This window comes from Streptomyces sp. S.PNR 29 (assembly GCF_030386795.1).
Taxonomy (GTDB): domain Bacteria; phylum Actinomycetota; class Actinomycetes; order Streptomycetales; family Streptomycetaceae; genus Streptomyces.
This window is the reverse complement of sequence record NZ_JANUQM010000002.1, coordinates 275636-292757: the sequence shown is the minus strand read 5'-3', so window position 1 is coordinate 292757 and position 17122 is coordinate 275636. Positions and strand designations below refer to the sequence as shown.

The window sequence follows — 17122 nt, the reverse complement described above, 5'->3', positions numbered from 1 at the left end:
CGGGGCGCCCTGTCGGCGGTGCCGGTGCCCGTGGCAGGCTGCCCCGCATGAGCGAGCACGGCACGCCCGGGCAGGCCCCCGCGGACCTCTGGGACTCCATCGACGACCTGTGGACATGGCTGGACGCGAACCGGCCGGCCGACGGCAGCGAGGGCCTGCTGCTGCGCATGCTGAAGTTGTCGGAGGAGGTCGGCGAGGTCGCCGAGGCGGTGATCGGCGCGACCGGCCAGAACCCGCGCAAGGGCGTCACCCACACCTGGGACGACGTCCAGGCCGAACTGTGCGACGTCGTGATCACGGCCCTGGTGGCGCTGCGCACGCTCACCCCGGACACCCGCGAGGTCTTCAGCCGTCATCTGGCACGGGTCCGGGACCGGTCGCTGGGCGGGGAACGTCCGCCCGCCGTCGGGCAGCCGGGCTGAGCCGCGGCCATCGCACCGGGCAGGGCGGGTGGACGCCGTGGCATCCACCCGCCGGCGGTCGTCAGGAGTGGTAGACGGCGATCTCGGTCAGTGTCGGGGTGTACTGCTCTGTCGCGATCTGCTGGGTGAGCGCCACGCGGAGCCGGGAGGCCGTGACGCTGCCGAAGCCGCTCACGGTGCGGTCGTGCCCGATGCCGTCGTCGTAGTGCGCGAAGGTCACCCACTGGCCGGTTCCGGGGTCCCAGCGCTGCAGGGCGAAGGACTGCACCCTCGGGTTGGTGCCCGAGTCGGTGTACTCGTCGAGGTAGACCTGGTCGAACGTGGTGTCCGCGCCGAAGTCGAGGTCGAGCGTGATCGGGTAGGCCGCGTCGTCGGCCGCGGCCCAGCGCGTCGTGAGGTCGCCGTCGGTCAGTTTGTCCGCGGTGAGCGTCCCGTTCGCGCCGGGGTGGGTCGAGCTCGCGGTGACCGGTTTGCCGAGCGCCAGGTCGACCCGGTTGTCCGTCTCCTCCTCGATCGGGTCGGTGTCCACCGGGTCGGTGACCTGCGGGCCGATCCGCGTCTCGGCCATGCCTATGTCGGGTGCCTTGCCGTAGTAGATGTGCGTGCCGAGGAAGTCCTCGGTGCCCAGGTGCGGGTTGTACCGCCCGGCGTCGATGAGCGGCGAGTCCTTGCGCAGGGCGAAGTGCGCCGCGGCCTTCCGGATACGCTCCACGCCCGCCCCGGTGACGTGGTCGGCGGGGTCACCGACGAACCGCGGATCGGCCCGCAGCCCCTTCGGATCGGCCGGTTCCTGCGGGGAGTGGGTGCCGCTCGCCTCGTAGTAGTCGTTGTGGGAGAACACGGCCTGCCGCAGGGCGCCGGTGCGGCGATACCACGGTGTCGCCGTCGTCTTCGAGGTGTTGTAGAAGATGTTGTTCAGGAAGTAGACGCGGCTCAGGAACGTCTCGTCGTGGACGTAGTCGAGATCCGCGCCGTCGTAGACGAAGGTGTTGTTCGTGAAATAGGTCGGCGAGTAGTTCGTCGACAGCATGTTCTTCACGAGTACGCCGTTGTCGTCGACACTCAGGTTGTAGCGGGCCACCGAGTTGGAGCTGTTGCCCATGTAGGCCATCCAGCCCGCCGCGTTGTCGTGCGAGTAGTTGTACTGGTACGTGACGTTGAAATTCGTGTACTCCAGGTCCCACGGGGTGCCGTCGAACTCGTCACTGGGGCCGCCGTACACCTCGTTGTACTGCATGACGGAATCGGCGCCCGCCCACAGATAGAGCGCGCAGGACACCGCGTCATAGCGCTTGAGATAGCCATTGACCTCGTTGTACTCGACCGTCATGTTCTTGGTGTCAGCGAGCTGGATCGCGCCCTGGCCGATGCTCTCGGCGTAGTTGTGACCGATGTAGACGTCACGGCTGTACAAATCCCGGGTGCGCACCCACAGCTGTTCCCAGCCCTCGTGCCACTTCCCCTTCTCGTCGTACTGACCGGCGTCCGCCCCGTCCGCAGCGAACCAGTTGAACGCGAACTGGACGGCGTGCAGTTCGACGTTCTCGAAGGTGTTGTCCTCGATCCGGACGTCCTTGAAGTGATAGCCGCCGGTGCCGTATTCCTTGTAGCTCTTGCTGCCGAAGACCTGGAAGTCGACGGCGCCGTAGTGGATTTTCTGCCAGTAGCTCGGACCGTCGATGTTGTGGACGTGTATGTCGGAGATACGGAAGTGGTCCATGATGGTGTCCGCGCCGGGCTTCAGCAGATCGGCGTTGATCGACACCATGATTCCGTCACGGACGTAGGGTGTTGCGGCCGTCCCCTTGGTGATATTGGTCGCGAAGTCGTCGTCGTTGGACAACTCGACGTTGTCGATGTCCCAGTACTGCTGGTTGCGCAGCACGATGGCGCCGGTCAGACCGACGGTGGCGGGATTCTTCGTGCCGTCCGCGTTGAACGGGCTCGGCACCTTGCCGTTCGTGGCGATGTACGGCCGCCCCGCGCCCGGGTCGCCGTACGCCGAGATGGTGATCGGCTTGCCCGCGCTGCCCGAGCCCTTCGGCCACAACTGCTCGTCCTGCCACTGCTCACCGGCCTTGAGCAGGATGCGGTCGCCGGGCCGGAACGTCGTCGCGTTGGCCTTGGCCAGGGTGCGCCAGGCGGTCTTCGGCGAGGTCCCGGCCGCGCCGTCGTGACCGTGCGTGGCGTCGATGAAGTAGTCGGTGCCGCCGGTCGTGTTCGGTGTGTTGCCCGGCCAGCTCGGCAGGGTGGCGGTACGGGCGGGGTCCGGGGCCGCGGCGGCATGCGCGGGTGATACGAACGATCCGACGAGCAGCGCGGCGAGCAGGGCGGTGAGGACCGCGCGGAGCGCCCGCGCCGGCCTGCTGACCGGGGGTGGTGGTTCGGGATCGAAAGGTCTCATTGCTGCACATCCTTTGCCTTGATGGCGTCCACCGCCGAGGCGTCGACATCGAAGTCGCCCTTGTCGACCCGGCGTTGGAGGAACGTGGTGAACTTCTCCTCGACGAGCGACTGCCGGATCCGCCCGCGGTATTCGGCGAACGCCTTGTCCTCGTCGACCTTCTTGCTGCCGAGCTGGTAGTAGGTGATCTGGCCGGTGCCCCTGACGGGGGCGGAGACCTGGCCCGGTGCGAGCCGGCCGAGCACCGCCATGAGGTCCTGGTCGTGGGCGTTCAGCCCGGTGGAGCCGCTGCCGTCGTACGTGCCGGTCGTGAGCTTGGCCCCCCTCTCCCCGGCGGCGACGGCCGCGAGGCGCCCCGCCGCGCTCACCCGGCGCTGCAGGCGGGCGGCGAAGTCCGCGGAGGCTCCGGCCGGCACCGGCACCACGAGCCGCGCGTACCGGTACGTCGTCGCGTTGGCGCTCCAGGCGTCCCGGTCGGCGTCGAACGCGTGCCGGACCTCGGTGTCGGTGACGTGGAGCGGGTCGCCGTCGTCCGCGCCGAGCCGCTTCTCCAGGCTCGTGGTGAGCTCGGTGAGCCGGTGCGTGTAGTACTCCTCGGGGGTGAACTCCGCGACGCCGTAGACGGTCCGGCCCGACGCGATGGCGTCGGCTCGGGACTGGTTCTCCTGGGCCAGATCGGCGAGGAAGTCCGTGTAGTCCACGGAGTCCACGAGCCCCTGCTCCTTCGCGAGGACGAGCGTGGTCTTGTCCCGCCGGATCTCGTCGAGCGCACGCGCCTCCAGCCGCTGGAGCGCGGTCCTGTCGCCGGCCTTCGCGTTCCAGTCGAACGCGTCTCGCAGGTGGTACTTGTTGCGCAGCTCGTTCTGCACGGTCGGCGCGAGCCGCCGCATGTGGAAGAGCAGTTCGTCACGGGTCACGGGGTGCCCGTCGAGGGAGGCGACCTCGTCACCGGTGCGGTGGCCGAGCAGCGTCACGCCGGTGATCAGCAGCGCGGCGAGGGCGACGCACACGCCGGTGACGAGGAGGACGGCCCGGCGCGACGGTCGGCGGGAGGCGGCCGGTTCGCGCGGGGCGCTCGCCTTGCGGGGAGCGCCGGGCTTGCGCGAGCTGCTCGGCCTGGCCTGCCGGGGCAGCGTGCCCTTCATGAGGCCGCCCCGATCGCAGCCACCCGGGCGACGACGGGCGTGTCCCGAGTTTCGGACATGTCGACCCGTACGGCGTCGACCTCGGCCGGCGCGAACCGCAGGATGCGCTGGTAGCCCACCGCGTTCGCCTCGGCGAGCACCGTCCACCGGCCGCCCCGGCGGCCCCGGACGACGACGTGCTCGATGCGCTGCCCCTGCGTGATGTCCTCGCCCAGGACGACCGCCTCGACCGGGCAGGGCCGTCCGAACGCGAGCGTCACGCCGGGCAGCGGGTCCGCGTCGTCCGGTCGCCACGGCGTACGCCCCGCGCCGGGCCACGCGGTCGCGGCATCGCCCGGGGCCCCCGACGAGACAGTCGCGGTCGCCTCGATCCGCCGCGCCCGGAAGTCCGCGATGCGCCGCCCAAGTCGCTCCAGCACCGCCACATCGGTGTCGGCCATGCGCCCGTCCCGGGCCGGCGGGACGTTGAGCAGGAAGCAGGAGTTGCCGCCGACGGCCCGCAGGTAGACGGTGAACAGCTCGTCCACGCAACGCACCGCGCCGTCCTCGGCCGGGTGGTGGAACCAGCCGGGACGGATCGAGGTGTTGACCTCGGCCGGGTACCAGACCAGGTCGTCCTCGTGCCCGGCCAGGGCGGCGCGGCTGCCGAGGTCGCGGTCGTCGCTGCGCACCAAGCGGGCGAAGCCCGCGTCGTCCGCCTTCTGCGAGCGGTCCGCGGTCCGCTCGGCGTCCTGCAGGGCGCGCGGCACCACGCTCCACTCGTCGGGCCGGGTGTCCCCGGCCTCGTTGCCGCACCAGCGGACGTCGGGCCCGCACACGCTGATGACCGCGTCCGGCTGCAACTCTCGCACGACGGCGTAGTAACGGTCCCAGTCGTAGACCTGCCGCCTGCCGTTCGGTCCCTCACCGTTGGCGCCGTCCAGCCACACCGAGAACACCGGCCCGTACCGGGTGAGCAGTTCGGTGAGCTGGGCGACGTAGAAGTCGTCGTACGCGGTCCCGGAGCCGTAGGACGCCTCGGTGCGGTCCCAGGGGGAGAGGTAGATGCCGAACCGCAGTCCGTGCCGCCGGGCCGCGTCGGCGACCTCCGCGACCACGTCGCCCCGACCGCCGCGCCACGGCGAGGAGGCGACCGAGTAGGCCGTGACGTCGCTCGGCCAGAGACAGAACCCGTCGTGGTGCTTGCAGGTGAGGATCACACCGGTCATCCCGGCGCTCTTGAGCGCCGCCACCCACTGGTCGGCGTCGAGTGCGTCAGGGTCGAAGAGGGCCGGATCGTCGTGTCCCTCGCCCCACTCGCGGTCCGTCATGGTGTTCATGCCGAAGTGGAGGAACCCGTAGAACTCCATCTTCTGCCAGGCGAGTTGGCGCTTGCTCGGCCGGACAGCGGCCAGCGCCGTACACGTCGATTCCTTCATCGGGACCCCTCCGTGACATCGATGTCAGACTGGGACGGGACAGGCGCCGTCGTCGCTACGATGGCATCGATAACATGACGGCTTACGGTGGCACTGGTCCACAGAAGGACGCAAGGGCTCACCCGAGACTTTTCGGCGTCCGGGCGAGCGCGCTGCTCAGCGGGCGCGCGGCGGAGCCGTGGAGGCGCGCACCGACAGCGACACGGTGCCGACGGAGGCATCGACGTCGGCGGCGTCGCCCCGCAGCAACAGGGCCACGGCAGCCGCGCCGTAACGGTAGAAGTCCTGCCGGACCGTGGTCAGCGGCGGAGAGCAGTAGGCCGCCAGGGCGATGTCGTCGACGCTCACGATGGACACGTCCTCGGGCACCGAGCGGCCGCGCTCGTGCAGGGCGCGGATCACCCCGAAGGCCATCTCGTCGCCGGCGGCGAAGACCGCGGTCACGTCCGGGATCATCGCGAGGATCTGCCCCTGCCGGTATCCGGAGTCGGGCGACCAGTCGCCCTCCAGGGGCGGCGGCGCCTCGATCCCGGCCGCGGCCAGGCACTCCCGCCAGCCCTGTCGCCGCTGACGCGCCTCGATCCACTCGTCCGGCCCGGAGATGTGCCAGACCTGCCGGTGCCCGAGGTCGAGCAGGTGCTGCGTGGCGACCCGGCCCGCCTCCTGCTGGTCGATGCCGAGCACCCGGGCACCCGCCGTCCGCGAACCGTCGAGGGTGACGGTCGGGATGTCGCGGGTGAGGTCCTCCATCTTCGACGTCACGGAAATGAGCGGTACGGCGATGACGAAGCCGTCGACGCCCTGGTCGGCGAGCCTGGACAGGGCGCGCTCCATCAGGCCGGTGTCGAGCGCGGCGATGGTCGCGATGTTCACCGCGTACCCGGCCTCACCGGCGGCCGCCTCGACGCCGGCGGTCACCGCCGAGCGCGAGTAGTACCCGCCGGACGCCAGCAGCACGAGTCCGATGGTGTGGCTGCGCCCCGAGGAGAGCGCCCTGGCGGCGCTGTTGAACCGGTAGCCGACCTGTTCCACGGCGGCGAGCACGCGCCGCCTGGTCTCGGGGTTGACGTTCGGCGAGCCGCGGAGCGCGCGCGAGACGGTCTGGGCGGAAACCCCGGCCGCCCGGGCCACGTCGGCCATGCTGGGCTGCCTCAGCTTCGTGGTGCCCTCGGTCATGGCGCTCCTCTCCCCCGCGGCCGGCCCGCGACGTCCTCCACGATCCTATCCGTCTTGTTACGTATGGCATCGATAACATAGGCTCACACGGTGACCGAGCCCCCCGCACCACACGCCTCTTCGGCCCACACCTCTTCGGCCCGTACCTCTTCGGCCAACGGCACGTCCCACGCGGCGCCCGGCACCGCGCCCAGCGCCCTCACCTGGCACGGGGGCCGCCTGTACCGGCACGGCGCGCCCCACCGCGTCCTGTCCGGGGCACTGCACTACTTCCGCGTCCACCCCGACCTGTGGCGAGACCGGATCCGCCGCCTCGCCGACCTCGGCCTCAACACGGTCGACACGTACGTGGCCTGGAACTTCCACCAGCCCCGGGAGGACCTGGCGCCCCGCTTCGACGGCTGGCGGGACATCGAGCGGTTCATCCGCACGGCGGGCGAGGAGGGCCTCGACGTCATCGTCCGGCCCGGCCCGTACATCTGCGCGGAGTGGTCCAACGGCGGCCTGCCGAGCTGGCTCACCGGCCGTGACGTCGCGGTCCGCAGCTCGGATCCGGCGTTCACCTCCCCCGTGGCCCGCTGGTTCGACGAGCTGGTCCCCCGCATCGCGGCGCTCCAGGCAGCCTACGGCGGGCCGGTCGTGGCGGTGCAGGTGGAGAACGAGTTCGGCAGCTACGGCGACGACCACGCCTACCTGCACTGGAATCGCCAGGCCCTGACCACCCGGGGCATCCGGGAGCTGCTGTTCACCGCCGACGGCCCCACCGAGCTCATGCTGGACGGCGGCACCCTGCCCGGCACCCTGACGGCCGTCACCCTGGGCTCCGGACCCGATGCCGCCCGGCAACTCCTCGCCACGCGGCGACCGGACGAGCCCTTCCTGGTCGCCGAGTTCTGGAACGGCTGGTTCGACCACTGGGGCAAGCCGCACCACGTCCGCGGGGTGGACAGCGCCGTCCGCACCCTCCGCGGCATCATCGCCGACGGCGGCAGCGTGAGCCTCTACATGGCCCACGGCGGCACCAACTTCGGCCTCTGGGCGGGCGCCAACGACCACGAGGGCAGGCTGGCGCCGGTCGTCACGAGCTACGACTCCGACGCGCCGGTCGCGGAGGACGGCAGCCTCACGGCCAAGTTCTTCGCCGTACGCGAGGCGCTCGGCGCCCGTGGCCCCCTACGGTCGTCCACCCACAGCCCGAAGCTGCGGCCGGCCCGCCTCCCCCTCCACCACCACGCCGACCTGCTCCCCGGCCTCCGCGCCGTACCGGCCACGGCCTCGACCGCCCCGCGCCCCGCCTCCTTCGAACAACTCGGCCTCGACGCGGGCATGGTCCTGCACACCGCGCACCCCCGCGTCCCGCCGGGCGACCACCGACTGACCCTCACCGACGTACGCGACCGTGCCCTGGTCTTCGCCGACGGGACGTGGCTGGGGCTCGCCGACCGCGACTCCGCGGACCTCCCCATCCGGGGAACCGGCGAGGTCGTACGCCTGGAGATCCTGGTCGAGAACCTCGGCCGGGTGAACTACGGCCCGGGCATCGGCCGCCACAAGGGGCTGCTCGGCCCCGTCCTCGTCAACCGGCGCATCGTGCAGGGCTGGGACAGCACGCCCGTCGCGCTGCAGGAGTGGTCCGCCACGGAGCTGGCCCGCGCGGTCGCCGCCGGCCCGGCGAGCACGCGGGCCGGGTTCGCCATGGCGACGTTCGACGTCGAGACGCCCGCGGACACCTTCCTCGCGCTGCCGGGGTCGAGCCGTGGCCTGGTCTGGGTGAACGGCTTCCTCCTCGGCCGCTACTGGGAGATCGGCCCGCAGGTCACGCTGTACTGCCCGGCACCGCTGCTGCGGGTGGGGGAAAACACCGTGACGGTGCTGGAGATGGAACGGCTCGGCGAGCGTGTGGAGCTGCGGGACCGGGCCGAGTTGGGGCCGGAGGAGGAGTACGTCGAGGAGTTCGGGTGACGGAGGGGTCAGCGTCCGGCGGCGAACCGCACGAACGCGGCCCACTCCGTGGGGTGGGCGGCGAGTTGAGCGCGGGCGGGGTCTTTGGAGTCGCGGACGTGAACGGTCCCGGGGGTGGTGGCGACCTCAAGGCGCCCCACCCCGGCAGCGCCTATTCGGCCTCGACCGGCGGGAGCCCGGCCACACAGCCGGGGCACCATCCGCCGCTCTCGCGCCACTGGCGCTCCTCGTTCTGCGTGGACAGTGCCTTGGCGTGCCGGTGCAGCGTGCAGGCCAGCGCGTACGTGCTCTCCTCCCTGCGGATGACCTGGGCGTTGTCCTCGGGCTTGTCATAGACGAGATCCCAGCCCGGGATCACGGACGGGCCCATGGCGTCCACGCGGCGGCGCCCGTCGCTGCTGACATGGGTGGTGCGCTCCATGCGGTCTCCTCTGTGGCGTCCAGCCCTGGCCTCACGCGCCGCCTGGAGTATCGCGGCCCCCAGGAACGGACGGCATGCATGCGGGGGAAGGTGAATGTACCCCCGTCTCCGGCCTTATGCCTGCCACGCGCACGTCCGGCATCCCGTTCCCCGGGCGCCGCTGCTCCCGCACCGGGCAGGATGGCCCCATGCCGCCAAGGACTTCCCGCACGCGCACACCCCGGGGCTGGAACCTGTTCGGGGAGCCGTACTACAGCGAGCCCGGGACCGGCCCGCACCGCCCAAGCCTGCCGGTCTTCACCCCGGACACGCTTCCAGACCGCTACCTGACGCGGAAACAGGTGGAAGAGCTGGGCCTGACGCCGGGACCACCGGTCGGCGTACTGCGCTGGACTCCACGGGGAAGGACGGTGCCGGAGGAGTGCCGGGTCTACGACCGCGGTACGGCGCAGCCGACTCCCCCGCGTGAGCCGGACTTGTTCGACGCCGTGAAGGAGGAGCAGCGCCGACCGCGAGGCCGCCGCGGCGGCTCCGGTGCGTAGCCCGCGGCCGGACGAAGCCGAACTGCGGCCCAGCGCTCAGGGCGGGGCGAGGCCGGAATCCGGTCCTGTCCCGCCCTGGGGCTCACTGCGTCAGGGGCAGGCGATCCTCACCAGCTTCCACTGCTGGTTGCTGCCGCCGGTGGTGGGCCACTGGATGATGGCCGCGCCGTCGGCAGTGGAGTTCGCGGAGATGGCGACGTTGTAGGTGTTCGAGGGCATCGGGTTTGACCGGGCTGGCGATCATCCACAACAGCGGATACAGCATCACGAGCCCTGCGGCGATCAGAACGACGTGCTTGACGAGCGTGCGCATCCGAGCCAATCGCCTGCGGCGGTGCGGGGCAGGGGCCGGGCCCGGGGCCGCCGAAGGGCTGTCATCGGCCTTCAGCTGGACTTTCTGGCGGGGCTCGCGGAGTGAACCGCCGACTGACCGGAGACAAAGTGCGGCAGACGAGTCGGGCTGTACGCCGGGTTCTGTTCCGAGGGGTCCTCGCGGGCCCCCCGGCGACGGCCATCCATCTAGGACCGGCGTTGCCGCCGGCCTCGTGCGGTCTACCCGCGGACTCGGGCGGGCAGCCCTCAAACGTCCGCGCAGAGCGCTTTTGACGGCGCTCCTCTTGACCTTGCTCCGGGTGGGGTTTACCTAGCTGCCCAGGTCACCCTGGGCACTGGTGGTCTCTTACACCACCGTTTCACCCTTACCCAGCGCCGGAGCGCTGGGCGGTTTGCTTTCTGTGGCACTGTCCCGCGGGTCACCCCGGGTGGCCGTTAGCCACCACCCTGCCCTGTGGAGCCCGGACGTTCCTCGGGAAGCCCCGCTAGGGGGACCTCACGCGGCCGTCCGCCCGGCTCGTCTGCCGTGTCGACCATGGTACCGGGCCTGCGGCCCTGCCTCGGCCCCGCGGCCGTCGCCAGCACCGAGCCCGCGAGGATCAGGGCGAAGGCGACCGCGATCGTCGGCGTCAGGCTCTCGTCCAGGAAGACGACGCCGGCCGCGACCGCCACCGCGGGATTGACGTACGTGATGACCGTCGCCCGCGTCGGCCCCGCCTCCCTGATCAGCTCAAGGAAGGCGACGAAGGCGACCGCCGTGCACACCACTCCGAGGCCGGCGAGGGCGGCCAGGACCTCTGCGGAGGGAACCTCGTCCGGCCAGGTGACCGCGGCCGCGGGCGCGTAGACGAGGGCCGCCAGTGCCAGGCAGGAGGCCGTGAGCTGGAGGGAGGGGACCTGCTTCAGGTGGCGGGCGGCGATCAGGGGGGCCGTGGCATAGCCGAGGACCGTCAGGAACACCTCGCCCAGCGAGCGGGCGTCGCCGCCGGTCAGGTGCGGGACGGTGAGGACCGCGACGCCTCCCAGGCCCAGTGCGAGGCCGGTCAGCCGCCGCGCGCCGAGACGTTCCGTGTCGCCGAAGAAGCGGGCGAGGGCGACGCCGACGATGGGGACGCCCGCGATCAGCAGGCCGGCCGTGGAACTGGACAGGTGCCGCTCGGCGTCCGTCAGCGTCCACCACGGGCCGATGATCTCGATGCACGCGAAGGCCAGCAGGGGCTTCCAGTGACTGCCTGCGGTCCGGGTCAGGCCGCCCTGGCGTATCGCGAAGGGGAGCAGGAGCGCGGCGCCCAGCGCGCACCGCGTGAACACCACCATGGACGGGGAGAGGTCCTCCACCGCCACCTTGATCATCAGATAGGGGATGCCCCAGACGACTCCCATCAGGGAGAACAGGAACCAGCCGCGTGCAGTCATGGGGCGAGTCTCCGCCGGATCAGGCCCCGGTGTCTTGAACGCTGTTGCGGTACGCCGCCGGCGTCACCCCCAGCACCCGGCGGAACCAGCGCGTCATATGCGCCTGGTCGGCGAAGCCCACGAGCGGTGCCGCCTCGGCGGGGCGCATGCCGGTGTCCAGCAGGGCGCGCGCCCTGGTCACCCGGTACTGGGCGAGCCAGGCGTACGGCGGTATCCCCATCGTCGTACGGAAGGCGCGCAGGAGCTGGTAGCGGGACAGGCCCAGGTCGGTGGCGAGGGCGGCGAGGGAGGGCGGGGTCAGCAGTTCGTCGGCGAGGCGGTCGCGTACGGCGAGGGCGATGCGGTCGGCGCCGGGAACGGTGTCGCTTTCCGCGCGGGCGGTGGAGTGGCGGCGGGCCAGGGCCGTGAGCAGCCAGGGCAGGCGGGACTCCGCCTCTGGGGGTACCCCCAGGCCCTTAAGGCACTGGGGGAGGGTCGGGGCAGGCGCTGATGTCCGTGTGGGCGAGGCGGAGGGCGGCGGCCAGTTCCGGGTCGTGGAGGACGGGCTCGCGGAAGTGCGGGAGGCCGCCGAGGGTGCCGTCGGCCAGCAAGGAGCTCTCCGCGTACAGGGCGCGGTAGGAGTAGCCGTCGGGCGCGGCCGGGCCGCCGGTGTGCATCTCGCCGGGTTCCAGTACGACGATGGAGCCGGGGCCGGAGCGGATGTGACCGCCGCGGTAGGCGATGACCTCCAGTCCGCCGACGGTGACGCCGACCGTGAACTCCTCGTGCGCGTGCGGGGCGTAGACGTGCCGGTCGAAGCGGGCGGTGAGGAGGTCCAGGGGTGGGCCGCCGTGGCCGAGCCGGGCTCGGGTCCAGCGGGCCTGTTCACGTATCCGTTCCTGTGCGCTCACCTCGTACCCCCCCCCGCCCAAGGGGATCAGAGGAAGTCGGTGGTGTCCAGCTCGAAGGCGAAGGGCTCCGGCAGGGCGATCGATTTGCCCAGGGGGCGGGTGCAGTGCTCGCGGTAGTCGTCCTTCTCCGGGTCCCTGAACAGCGTGATCGAGGAGGCCTCGCGGTCGACGAGCAGGTAGAGCGGGATGCCACCGCGGGCGTAGCAGCGGCGTTTGGCCTCGCGGTCGGCGTTGTGCTTTGTGGAGGTCACCTCCAGGACCATGGCGACGCCGTCGCAGGGCATCCAGGAGTCGGCTCCACGGTAGAGCCGCAGCTTCGTGGGGGCGAATGTGCCGTCCGGGATCGCGTGGTTCGGGCAACCGCCCCCGCTCGCCAGCTTCAGGCCCTTGTTCCCGGAGAACTGCATGTCGGTCCGGGACCGTCTGATCACCTGATTCACGATCAGGCTGATGTAGTCCTCGTGGTCCCCGTCCGGCGGCGGCGTCACAACGATCTCCCCCTCGATCAGCTCCGCCCGGAATCCCTCCGGCGTGTCCAGGGCGAGAAAGCCCTCCAGCAGGACCTCTTCCTGCGTGAGCGGCTCATGGGCCATGGCAGTCATGTCACGCCCCTCCCTCTGTCGCTCGCCAGACTGGGACATCGCTGATCACCTGTCCGTGAGATCGGGACCCCTTCCCTCGATCGTGGCACACGATCAACGTCGCCGTCAGGCGGCGAGCCGGGCGCTTGACCCTGCCGCGACGTCAACGTCTCTACTGATCCCATGCGGATCGGAGAACTCGCCGCGGCCGTCGGTGTCACCACGCGGGCCGTGCGGCACTACCACCACCTGGGCCTGTTGCCGGAGCCCGAGCGGCGGGCCAACGGCTACCGGGACTACACGCTGCGGCACGCCGTCGTGCTCGCCCGGATCCGGCGGTTGACCGAGCTGGGGCTGGCGCTGGCGGAGGTGCGGGACGTGCTCGCGGACGATGCGGGCAAGGACCTCGTCGAGGTGCTGACCGAGCTGGACGATGACCTGGCGCGGCAGGAGGCGGCGCTCCGGGAGCGCCGGGCGCGGCTGCGGGCGCTGCTGGAGACGGAGGACGGGCTGGCCGCCGAAGGGCCGGTCGCCCCGGAATTGGCCGCGCTGTTCGCGGGCATGGGGGACGTGTCCCGCTCCCCCATGGCAGCCAAGGACCGTGAGGTGCTCGCGCTCATCGAGACCATGGCCGGCCCGGAGGACCGCGAGCGGCTGATGGGCATGGTGGGCGGCGTCCTGGACGCACCGGACGGTGTTGAGCGGGCGCTGGCGGTGTACGCGTTGCTCGACGAGCTCGCCGACGCGGAACCCGATGATCCACGCGTGGACGAGGCCGCGCACGCCCTCGCCGGGTGCACGCCCCGCGAACTGCTCCCCGCGCACGTGGGCGTCGACGCCGATGGCGGCTTCCTGCGCGTCTTGTACGCGGACCTTCCTCCGGCCCAGGCGGAGGCGATCCGCCGTACGCTGCGAATCCTCACCGAGGAGCGGCGATGAGGGCCGCGTACATGCTCGTCCGGCACGAGCTGCGGCTGCTGGCGAGCCTGGGGCTGTGGGTGGCGCGGCGGACCCACGGGACGGACGGCGGGCAGGCCTTCGGGTACACGCGGGGGCAGGGCGCGATGATGTTCGGGTTCGCGTTCGTGTGCGTGATCGAGACACTGACGATGTCCGTGTTGCTGCGGGACTGGCCGGCCGTGCACCGGGTGATGTTCCTGCTGGACGTGTACACCGTCGTCTTCGTCGTCGCGCTGCACGCTGCGTCCGTGGTCCGACCGCACGTACTGGGCGTCGATGCGCTGCGGATCCGCCGTGCCGTGCACGTCGACGTGTGCATACCGCTCGCCCGGATCGTCTCCGTCCGCCGCGAGCTGCGTACGACGCACGAGCGGGCCGACGGCGAACTCAACCTCGCCGTCGGCGCGCGGACGACGGTGACGATCGAGCTCGCCGAGCCCGTCACCCACGTCACTTTCTTCGGCCGCCGACGGGACGTGCGCGCGGTCCGATTTCACGCAGACGATGCCGACGGCCTCGTGGCCGCCCTCGCCCGGCGGGCGTAGGGGCACGCCGTACCCTGTCCCGGAGCTCAACCGAAGGAGACCCCGTGCTTGTCCTGCTGCCTCCCTCCGAAGGAAAGGCATCCTCCGGCCGTGGCGCCCCGCTGAAGCTGGAGTCGCTGTCGCTGCCGGGGCTCACCGATGCCCGCGAGGCCGTGCTCACCGAGCTGGTCGAGCTGTGCAGCGGTGACGAGGACAAGGCCCGTGAGGTGCTGGGGCTGAGTGAGGGGCTGCGGGGGGAGGTCGCGAAGAACGCGGAGCTGTGGACGGCGGGGGCGCGGCCCGCCGGGGAGGTCTACACGGGCGTGCTGTACGACGCCCTCGACCTGGCTTCCCTCGACGCGGCCGCCAAGAAGCGCGCCGCCCGCTCGCTGCTGGTCTTCTCGGGGCTGTGGGGCGCGGTCCGCGTGACCGACCGGATCCCCTCCTACCGTTGCTCGATGGGCGTGAAGCTGCCGGGCCTCGGGGCGCTGGGCGCGCACTGGCGTACGCCGATGGCGTCGGTGCTTCCCGAGGCGGCCGGGGCGGGGCTGGTGCTGGACCTGCGGTCCTCCGCGTACGCGGCCGCCTGGAAGCCGAAGGGGGAGGTGGCCGCGCGGACGGCGACCGTGCGGGTGCTGCACGCGCCGACCCGGAAGGTGGTCAGCCACTTCAACAAGGCGACGAAGGGGCGGATCGTGCGCAGTCTGCTGACCGCCGGGGTCGCTCCTCAGGGCCCGGCGGAGCTGGTGGAGGTGCTGCGGGAGCTGGGGTACGTCGTGGAGGCCGAGGCGCCCGCGAAGGCGGGGAAGGCGTGGTCGCTGGACGTGCTGGTGACGGAGATTCACTGACCGGACCCTCGTGCGTTGCACCCTGCGCAATGCCCTTTGCGCAGAGTGATCGACGTGGGCAGGATGACGCCATGGCCTCTCCCCTGCCCTCCTCGGTGCTGGACCTCGCGCCCGTCGTCCCCGTCGTCGTGGTCGAGGACGTAAGCGACGCCGTACCGCTGGCGCGGGCGCTGGCCCGCGGAGGGCTGCCCGTGATCGAGGTGACGCTCAGGACCTCCGCGGCGCTCGACGCGATCCGGGCGATCGCCGGGGAGGTGCCGGAGGCGGTGGTGGGGGCGGGGACGGTGATCACGCCGGCACAGGTCGGCGAGGCGGTGGGGGCGGGGGCCCGGTTCCTGGTCAGCCCGGGCTGGACGGACCGGCTGCTGGAGGCGATGCGGGCGTCCGGGGTGCCGTACCTGCCGGGAGTGTCGACCACGTCGGAGGTGGTGGCGCTGCTGGAGCGCGGGGTGCGGGAGATGAAGTTCTTCCCGGCGCAGGCGGCGGGCGGCACGGCCTATCTGAAGTCGCTCGCCGGTCCGCTCCCGCAGGCCCGTTTCTGCCCGACCGGGGGCATCGGCCCGGACTCCGCCCCGGAGTATCTGGCGCTGCCCAACGTCGGCTGTGTGGGCGGCAGCTGGATGCTGCCGCAGGACACGGTCGCCGCCCGCGACTGGGCGCGCGTCGAGACGCTGGCCCGTGCGGCCGCCGAGCTCAGCGCAGGTGGGACGTGTCGTTGAACAGCCGGACGCTGGCGTTGCCGTCGGCGTAGTAGGCGATCGCCGACAGCGAGGCCGCCGACAGTTCCATGCGGAACAGGGACTCCGCCGGGGCGCCCAGGGCCAGCCGTACGAACGTCTTGATCGGCGTCACATGGGAGACGAGCAGGACGGTCCGGCCCGCGTACGCCGCGACCAGCTTGTCACGGGTGGCGGCGACGCGGACGGCGGTCGCCGCGAAGCTCTCGCCGCCGCCGGTGGGTTCGGCGTCCGGGGAGGCCAGCCAGGCGTTGAGGTCGTCCGGGTAGCGCTCGCGCACCTCGCCGAAGGTGAGCCCCTCCCAGGCGCCGAAGTCGGTCTCGCGCAGGCCGTCGTCGACGCTGACGTCGAGGCCGAGTCGGGCGGCGACGATACCGGCGGTCTCGCGGGTGCGGGCGAGGGGCGAGGACACGATCGCCTGGATCGTGCCGCGCCGGGCCAGCGCCGCCGCGACCCTCTCGGCCTGCTCCCGTCCGGTGTCGGAGAGGGAGGGATCGGTGCCGCCGCTGCCGGAGAACCGCTTCTGCGGCGTGAGCGGTGTCTCCCCGTGCCGGAGCAGGACGAAGGTGGCGGGGGCGCCGAGGTCGGGGGCCGCGCTCCAGCCCGGGGTGGAGACGGCGGTCCCGGCATCGGCCACCGTGCGGGCGGCGCGTACGTCGTCGCCGGCCTTGGCGCTCTCGGGACCCGGCTGCTCAGCAGCCGGTGCTGCCGCTCGCTCCGCCCCGGCCGCGTCCCCCTGGGTCTCCGTCGCCCCTCGGCGAGAGCCGGACCCGGCGGCGCCCAGCGCCCCCCGCACCCGTGCCGCACCGGCAGCCGCGTCTCCGGGAGGACCCGACGGCTCACCGGTCCCGGCGGTGTCCGAGGCGGCCCTGGACTGGGCGGTGTCCAGGGCGGCCCTGGACTCCGACGGCGACCACTGCTCCCCCCGGCTGCCCGCGTCCATGGCCTCGTTGGCGAGCCGGTCGGCGTGCTTGTTGCGGTCCCGGGGGACCCACTCGTACGTGACCTGCCCCGGCGGGAACACGCGCGCCGCCTCGGCCGCCAGCGGCTTCATGTCGGGGTGCTTGATCTTCCAGCGGCCCGACATCTGCTCCACGACGAGCTTGGAGTCCATGCGGACGTGGACGTCGGCGGACGGGTCCAGGGCGTGCGCCGCGCGCAGCCCGGCGAGCAGCCCCCGGTACTCGGCCACGTTGTTCGTGGCGACGCCGATGTACTCGGCGGCCTCGGCGAGGGGCTCCCCCGTCGCCGCGTCCAGCACCACGGCGCCGTACCCGGCGGGCCCCGGGTTGCCCCGCGACCCGCCGTCGGCCTCGACGATGAACTCCGGCACGCCGAAAGCC

General features: G+C 71.9%; 15 protein-coding genes, 1 other RNA gene and 3 pseudogenes. 7 read left to right on the top strand and 12 right to left on the bottom strand.

The window, feature by feature from the left end; translation table 11 throughout:
- Window positions 1–47: 47 nt before the first annotated feature.
- Window positions 48–422, top strand: a complete 375-nt coding sequence (locus tag NW895_RS05990; RefSeq protein WP_289934248.1) for a MazG-like family protein — start codon at window positions 48–50, stop codon at window positions 420–422.
- 61 nt (window positions 423–483) lie between these two features.
- Here the strand turns inward: NW895_RS05990 and NW895_RS05985 are convergent, their stop codons facing one another.
- The 4 genes from NW895_RS05985 to NW895_RS05970 all read right to left on the bottom strand — a co-directional run bounded on the left by NW895_RS05985 (window position 484) and on the right by NW895_RS05970 (window position 6565).
- The gene (locus NW895_RS05985; RefSeq protein WP_289934246.1) at window positions 484–2826 is read right to left on the bottom strand and encodes a discoidin domain-containing protein; all 2343 of its coding nucleotides are present in this window, start codon (window positions 2824–2826) and stop codon (window positions 484–486) included.
- Window positions 2823–3971 carry a hypothetical protein gene (locus tag NW895_RS05980; protein WP_289934245.1) on the bottom strand — a complete coding sequence of 383 codons (1149 nt, stop codon included), beginning with the start codon at window positions 3969–3971 and terminating at the stop codon, window positions 2823–2825. Before NW895_RS05980 ends, NW895_RS05985 begins: the two co-directional genes overlap by 4 nt.
- Window positions 3968–5389, bottom strand: a complete 1422-nt coding sequence (locus NW895_RS05975; protein WP_289934244.1) for an alpha-L-fucosidase — start codon at window positions 5387–5389, stop codon at window positions 3968–3970. Before NW895_RS05975 ends, NW895_RS05980 begins: the two co-directional genes overlap by 4 nt.
- A gap of 156 nt (window positions 5390–5545) precedes the next feature.
- Window positions 5546–6565, bottom strand: coding sequence for a LacI family DNA-binding transcriptional regulator (locus NW895_RS05970; RefSeq protein WP_289934243.1), 1020 nt, complete (start codon window positions 6563–6565; stop codon window positions 5546–5548).
- Window positions 6566–6655: 90 nt separating this feature from the next.
- Between NW895_RS05970 and NW895_RS05965 the strand changes: the two genes are divergently transcribed.
- Window positions 6656–8527: a glycoside hydrolase family 35 protein gene (locus NW895_RS05965; protein ID WP_289934242.1), complete on the top strand. Its 1872-nt coding sequence runs from the start codon at window positions 6656–6658 to the stop codon at window positions 8525–8527.
- Between the two features lie 8 nt (window positions 8528–8535).
- Here the strand turns inward: NW895_RS05965 and NW895_RS05960 are convergent.
- Window positions 8536–8658, bottom strand: a pseudogene (locus NW895_RS05960) (DUF397 domain-containing protein); the annotation flags it as partial.
- Between the two features lie 20 nt (window positions 8659–8678).
- Complete coding sequence (locus NW895_RS05955; protein WP_289934241.1) at window positions 8679–8948, bottom strand: hypothetical protein; 270 nt, start codon at window positions 8946–8948, stop codon at window positions 8679–8681.
- A 188-nt stretch (window positions 8949–9136) separates the two neighbouring features.
- Between NW895_RS05955 and NW895_RS05950 the strand changes: the two genes are divergently transcribed.
- Window positions 9137–9490, top strand: coding sequence for a hypothetical protein (locus tag NW895_RS05950; RefSeq protein WP_289934240.1), 354 nt, complete (start codon window positions 9137–9139; stop codon window positions 9488–9490).
- 90 nt (window positions 9491–9580) lie between these two features.
- Here NW895_RS05950 and NW895_RS05945 read toward each other — a convergent pair whose 3' ends face one another.
- From NW895_RS05945 to NW895_RS05925, 5 genes and pseudogenes are all read right to left on the bottom strand, one after another.
- Complete coding sequence (locus tag NW895_RS05945; protein ID WP_289934239.1) at window positions 9581–9709, bottom strand: RICIN domain-containing protein; 129 nt, start codon at window positions 9707–9709, stop codon at window positions 9581–9583.
- A gap of 228 nt (window positions 9710–9937) precedes the next feature.
- Window positions 9938–10343, bottom strand: an RNA gene (gene rnpB, locus NW895_RS05940) — RNase P RNA component class A.
- Between the two features lie 116 nt (window positions 10344–10459).
- Window positions 10460–11176 (bottom strand): annotated as a pseudogene (locus NW895_RS05935) (DMT family transporter); the annotation flags it as partial.
- A gap of 82 nt (window positions 11177–11258) precedes the next feature.
- Window positions 11259–12129, bottom strand: a pseudogene (locus NW895_RS05930) (AraC family transcriptional regulator).
- A 26-nt stretch (window positions 12130–12155) separates the two neighbouring features.
- Window positions 12156–12731: a Uma2 family endonuclease gene (locus tag NW895_RS05925; protein WP_289934238.1), complete on the bottom strand. Its 576-nt coding sequence runs from the start codon at window positions 12729–12731 to the stop codon at window positions 12156–12158.
- A 162-nt stretch (window positions 12732–12893) separates the two neighbouring features.
- Between NW895_RS05925 and NW895_RS05920 the strand changes: the two genes are divergently transcribed.
- The 4 genes from NW895_RS05920 (at window position 12894) to eda (ending at window position 15761) form a co-directional block, all read left to right on the top strand.
- Window positions 12894–13649, top strand: a complete 756-nt coding sequence (locus tag NW895_RS05920; RefSeq protein WP_289934237.1) for a MerR family transcriptional regulator — start codon at window positions 12894–12896, stop codon at window positions 13647–13649.
- Entirely contained in the window at window positions 13646–14215 is a 570-nt protein-coding gene (locus NW895_RS05915) for a hypothetical protein (protein ID WP_289934236.1), read from the top strand. The genes NW895_RS05920 and NW895_RS05915 overlap by 4 nt, the downstream gene beginning before the upstream one ends.
- Window positions 14216–14259: 44 nt before the next feature.
- Entirely contained in the window at window positions 14260–15042 is a 783-nt protein-coding gene (gene yaaA / locus NW895_RS05910) for a peroxide stress protein YaaA (RefSeq protein ID WP_289934235.1), read from the top strand.
- A 71-nt stretch (window positions 15043–15113) separates the two neighbouring features.
- Window positions 15114–15761: a bifunctional 4-hydroxy-2-oxoglutarate aldolase/2-dehydro-3-deoxy-phosphogluconate aldolase gene (gene eda, locus NW895_RS05905; RefSeq protein WP_289934234.1), complete on the top strand. Its 648-nt coding sequence runs from the start codon at window positions 15114–15116 to the stop codon at window positions 15759–15761.
- Here the strand turns inward: eda and NW895_RS05900 are convergent.
- Window positions 15736–17112 carry a bifunctional RNase H/acid phosphatase gene (locus NW895_RS05900; RefSeq protein WP_289934233.1) on the bottom strand — a complete coding sequence of 459 codons (1377 nt, stop codon included), beginning with the start codon at window positions 17110–17112 and terminating at the stop codon, window positions 15736–15738. The genes eda and NW895_RS05900 overlap by 26 nt on opposite strands.
- Window positions 17113–17122: the final 10 nt, after the last annotated feature.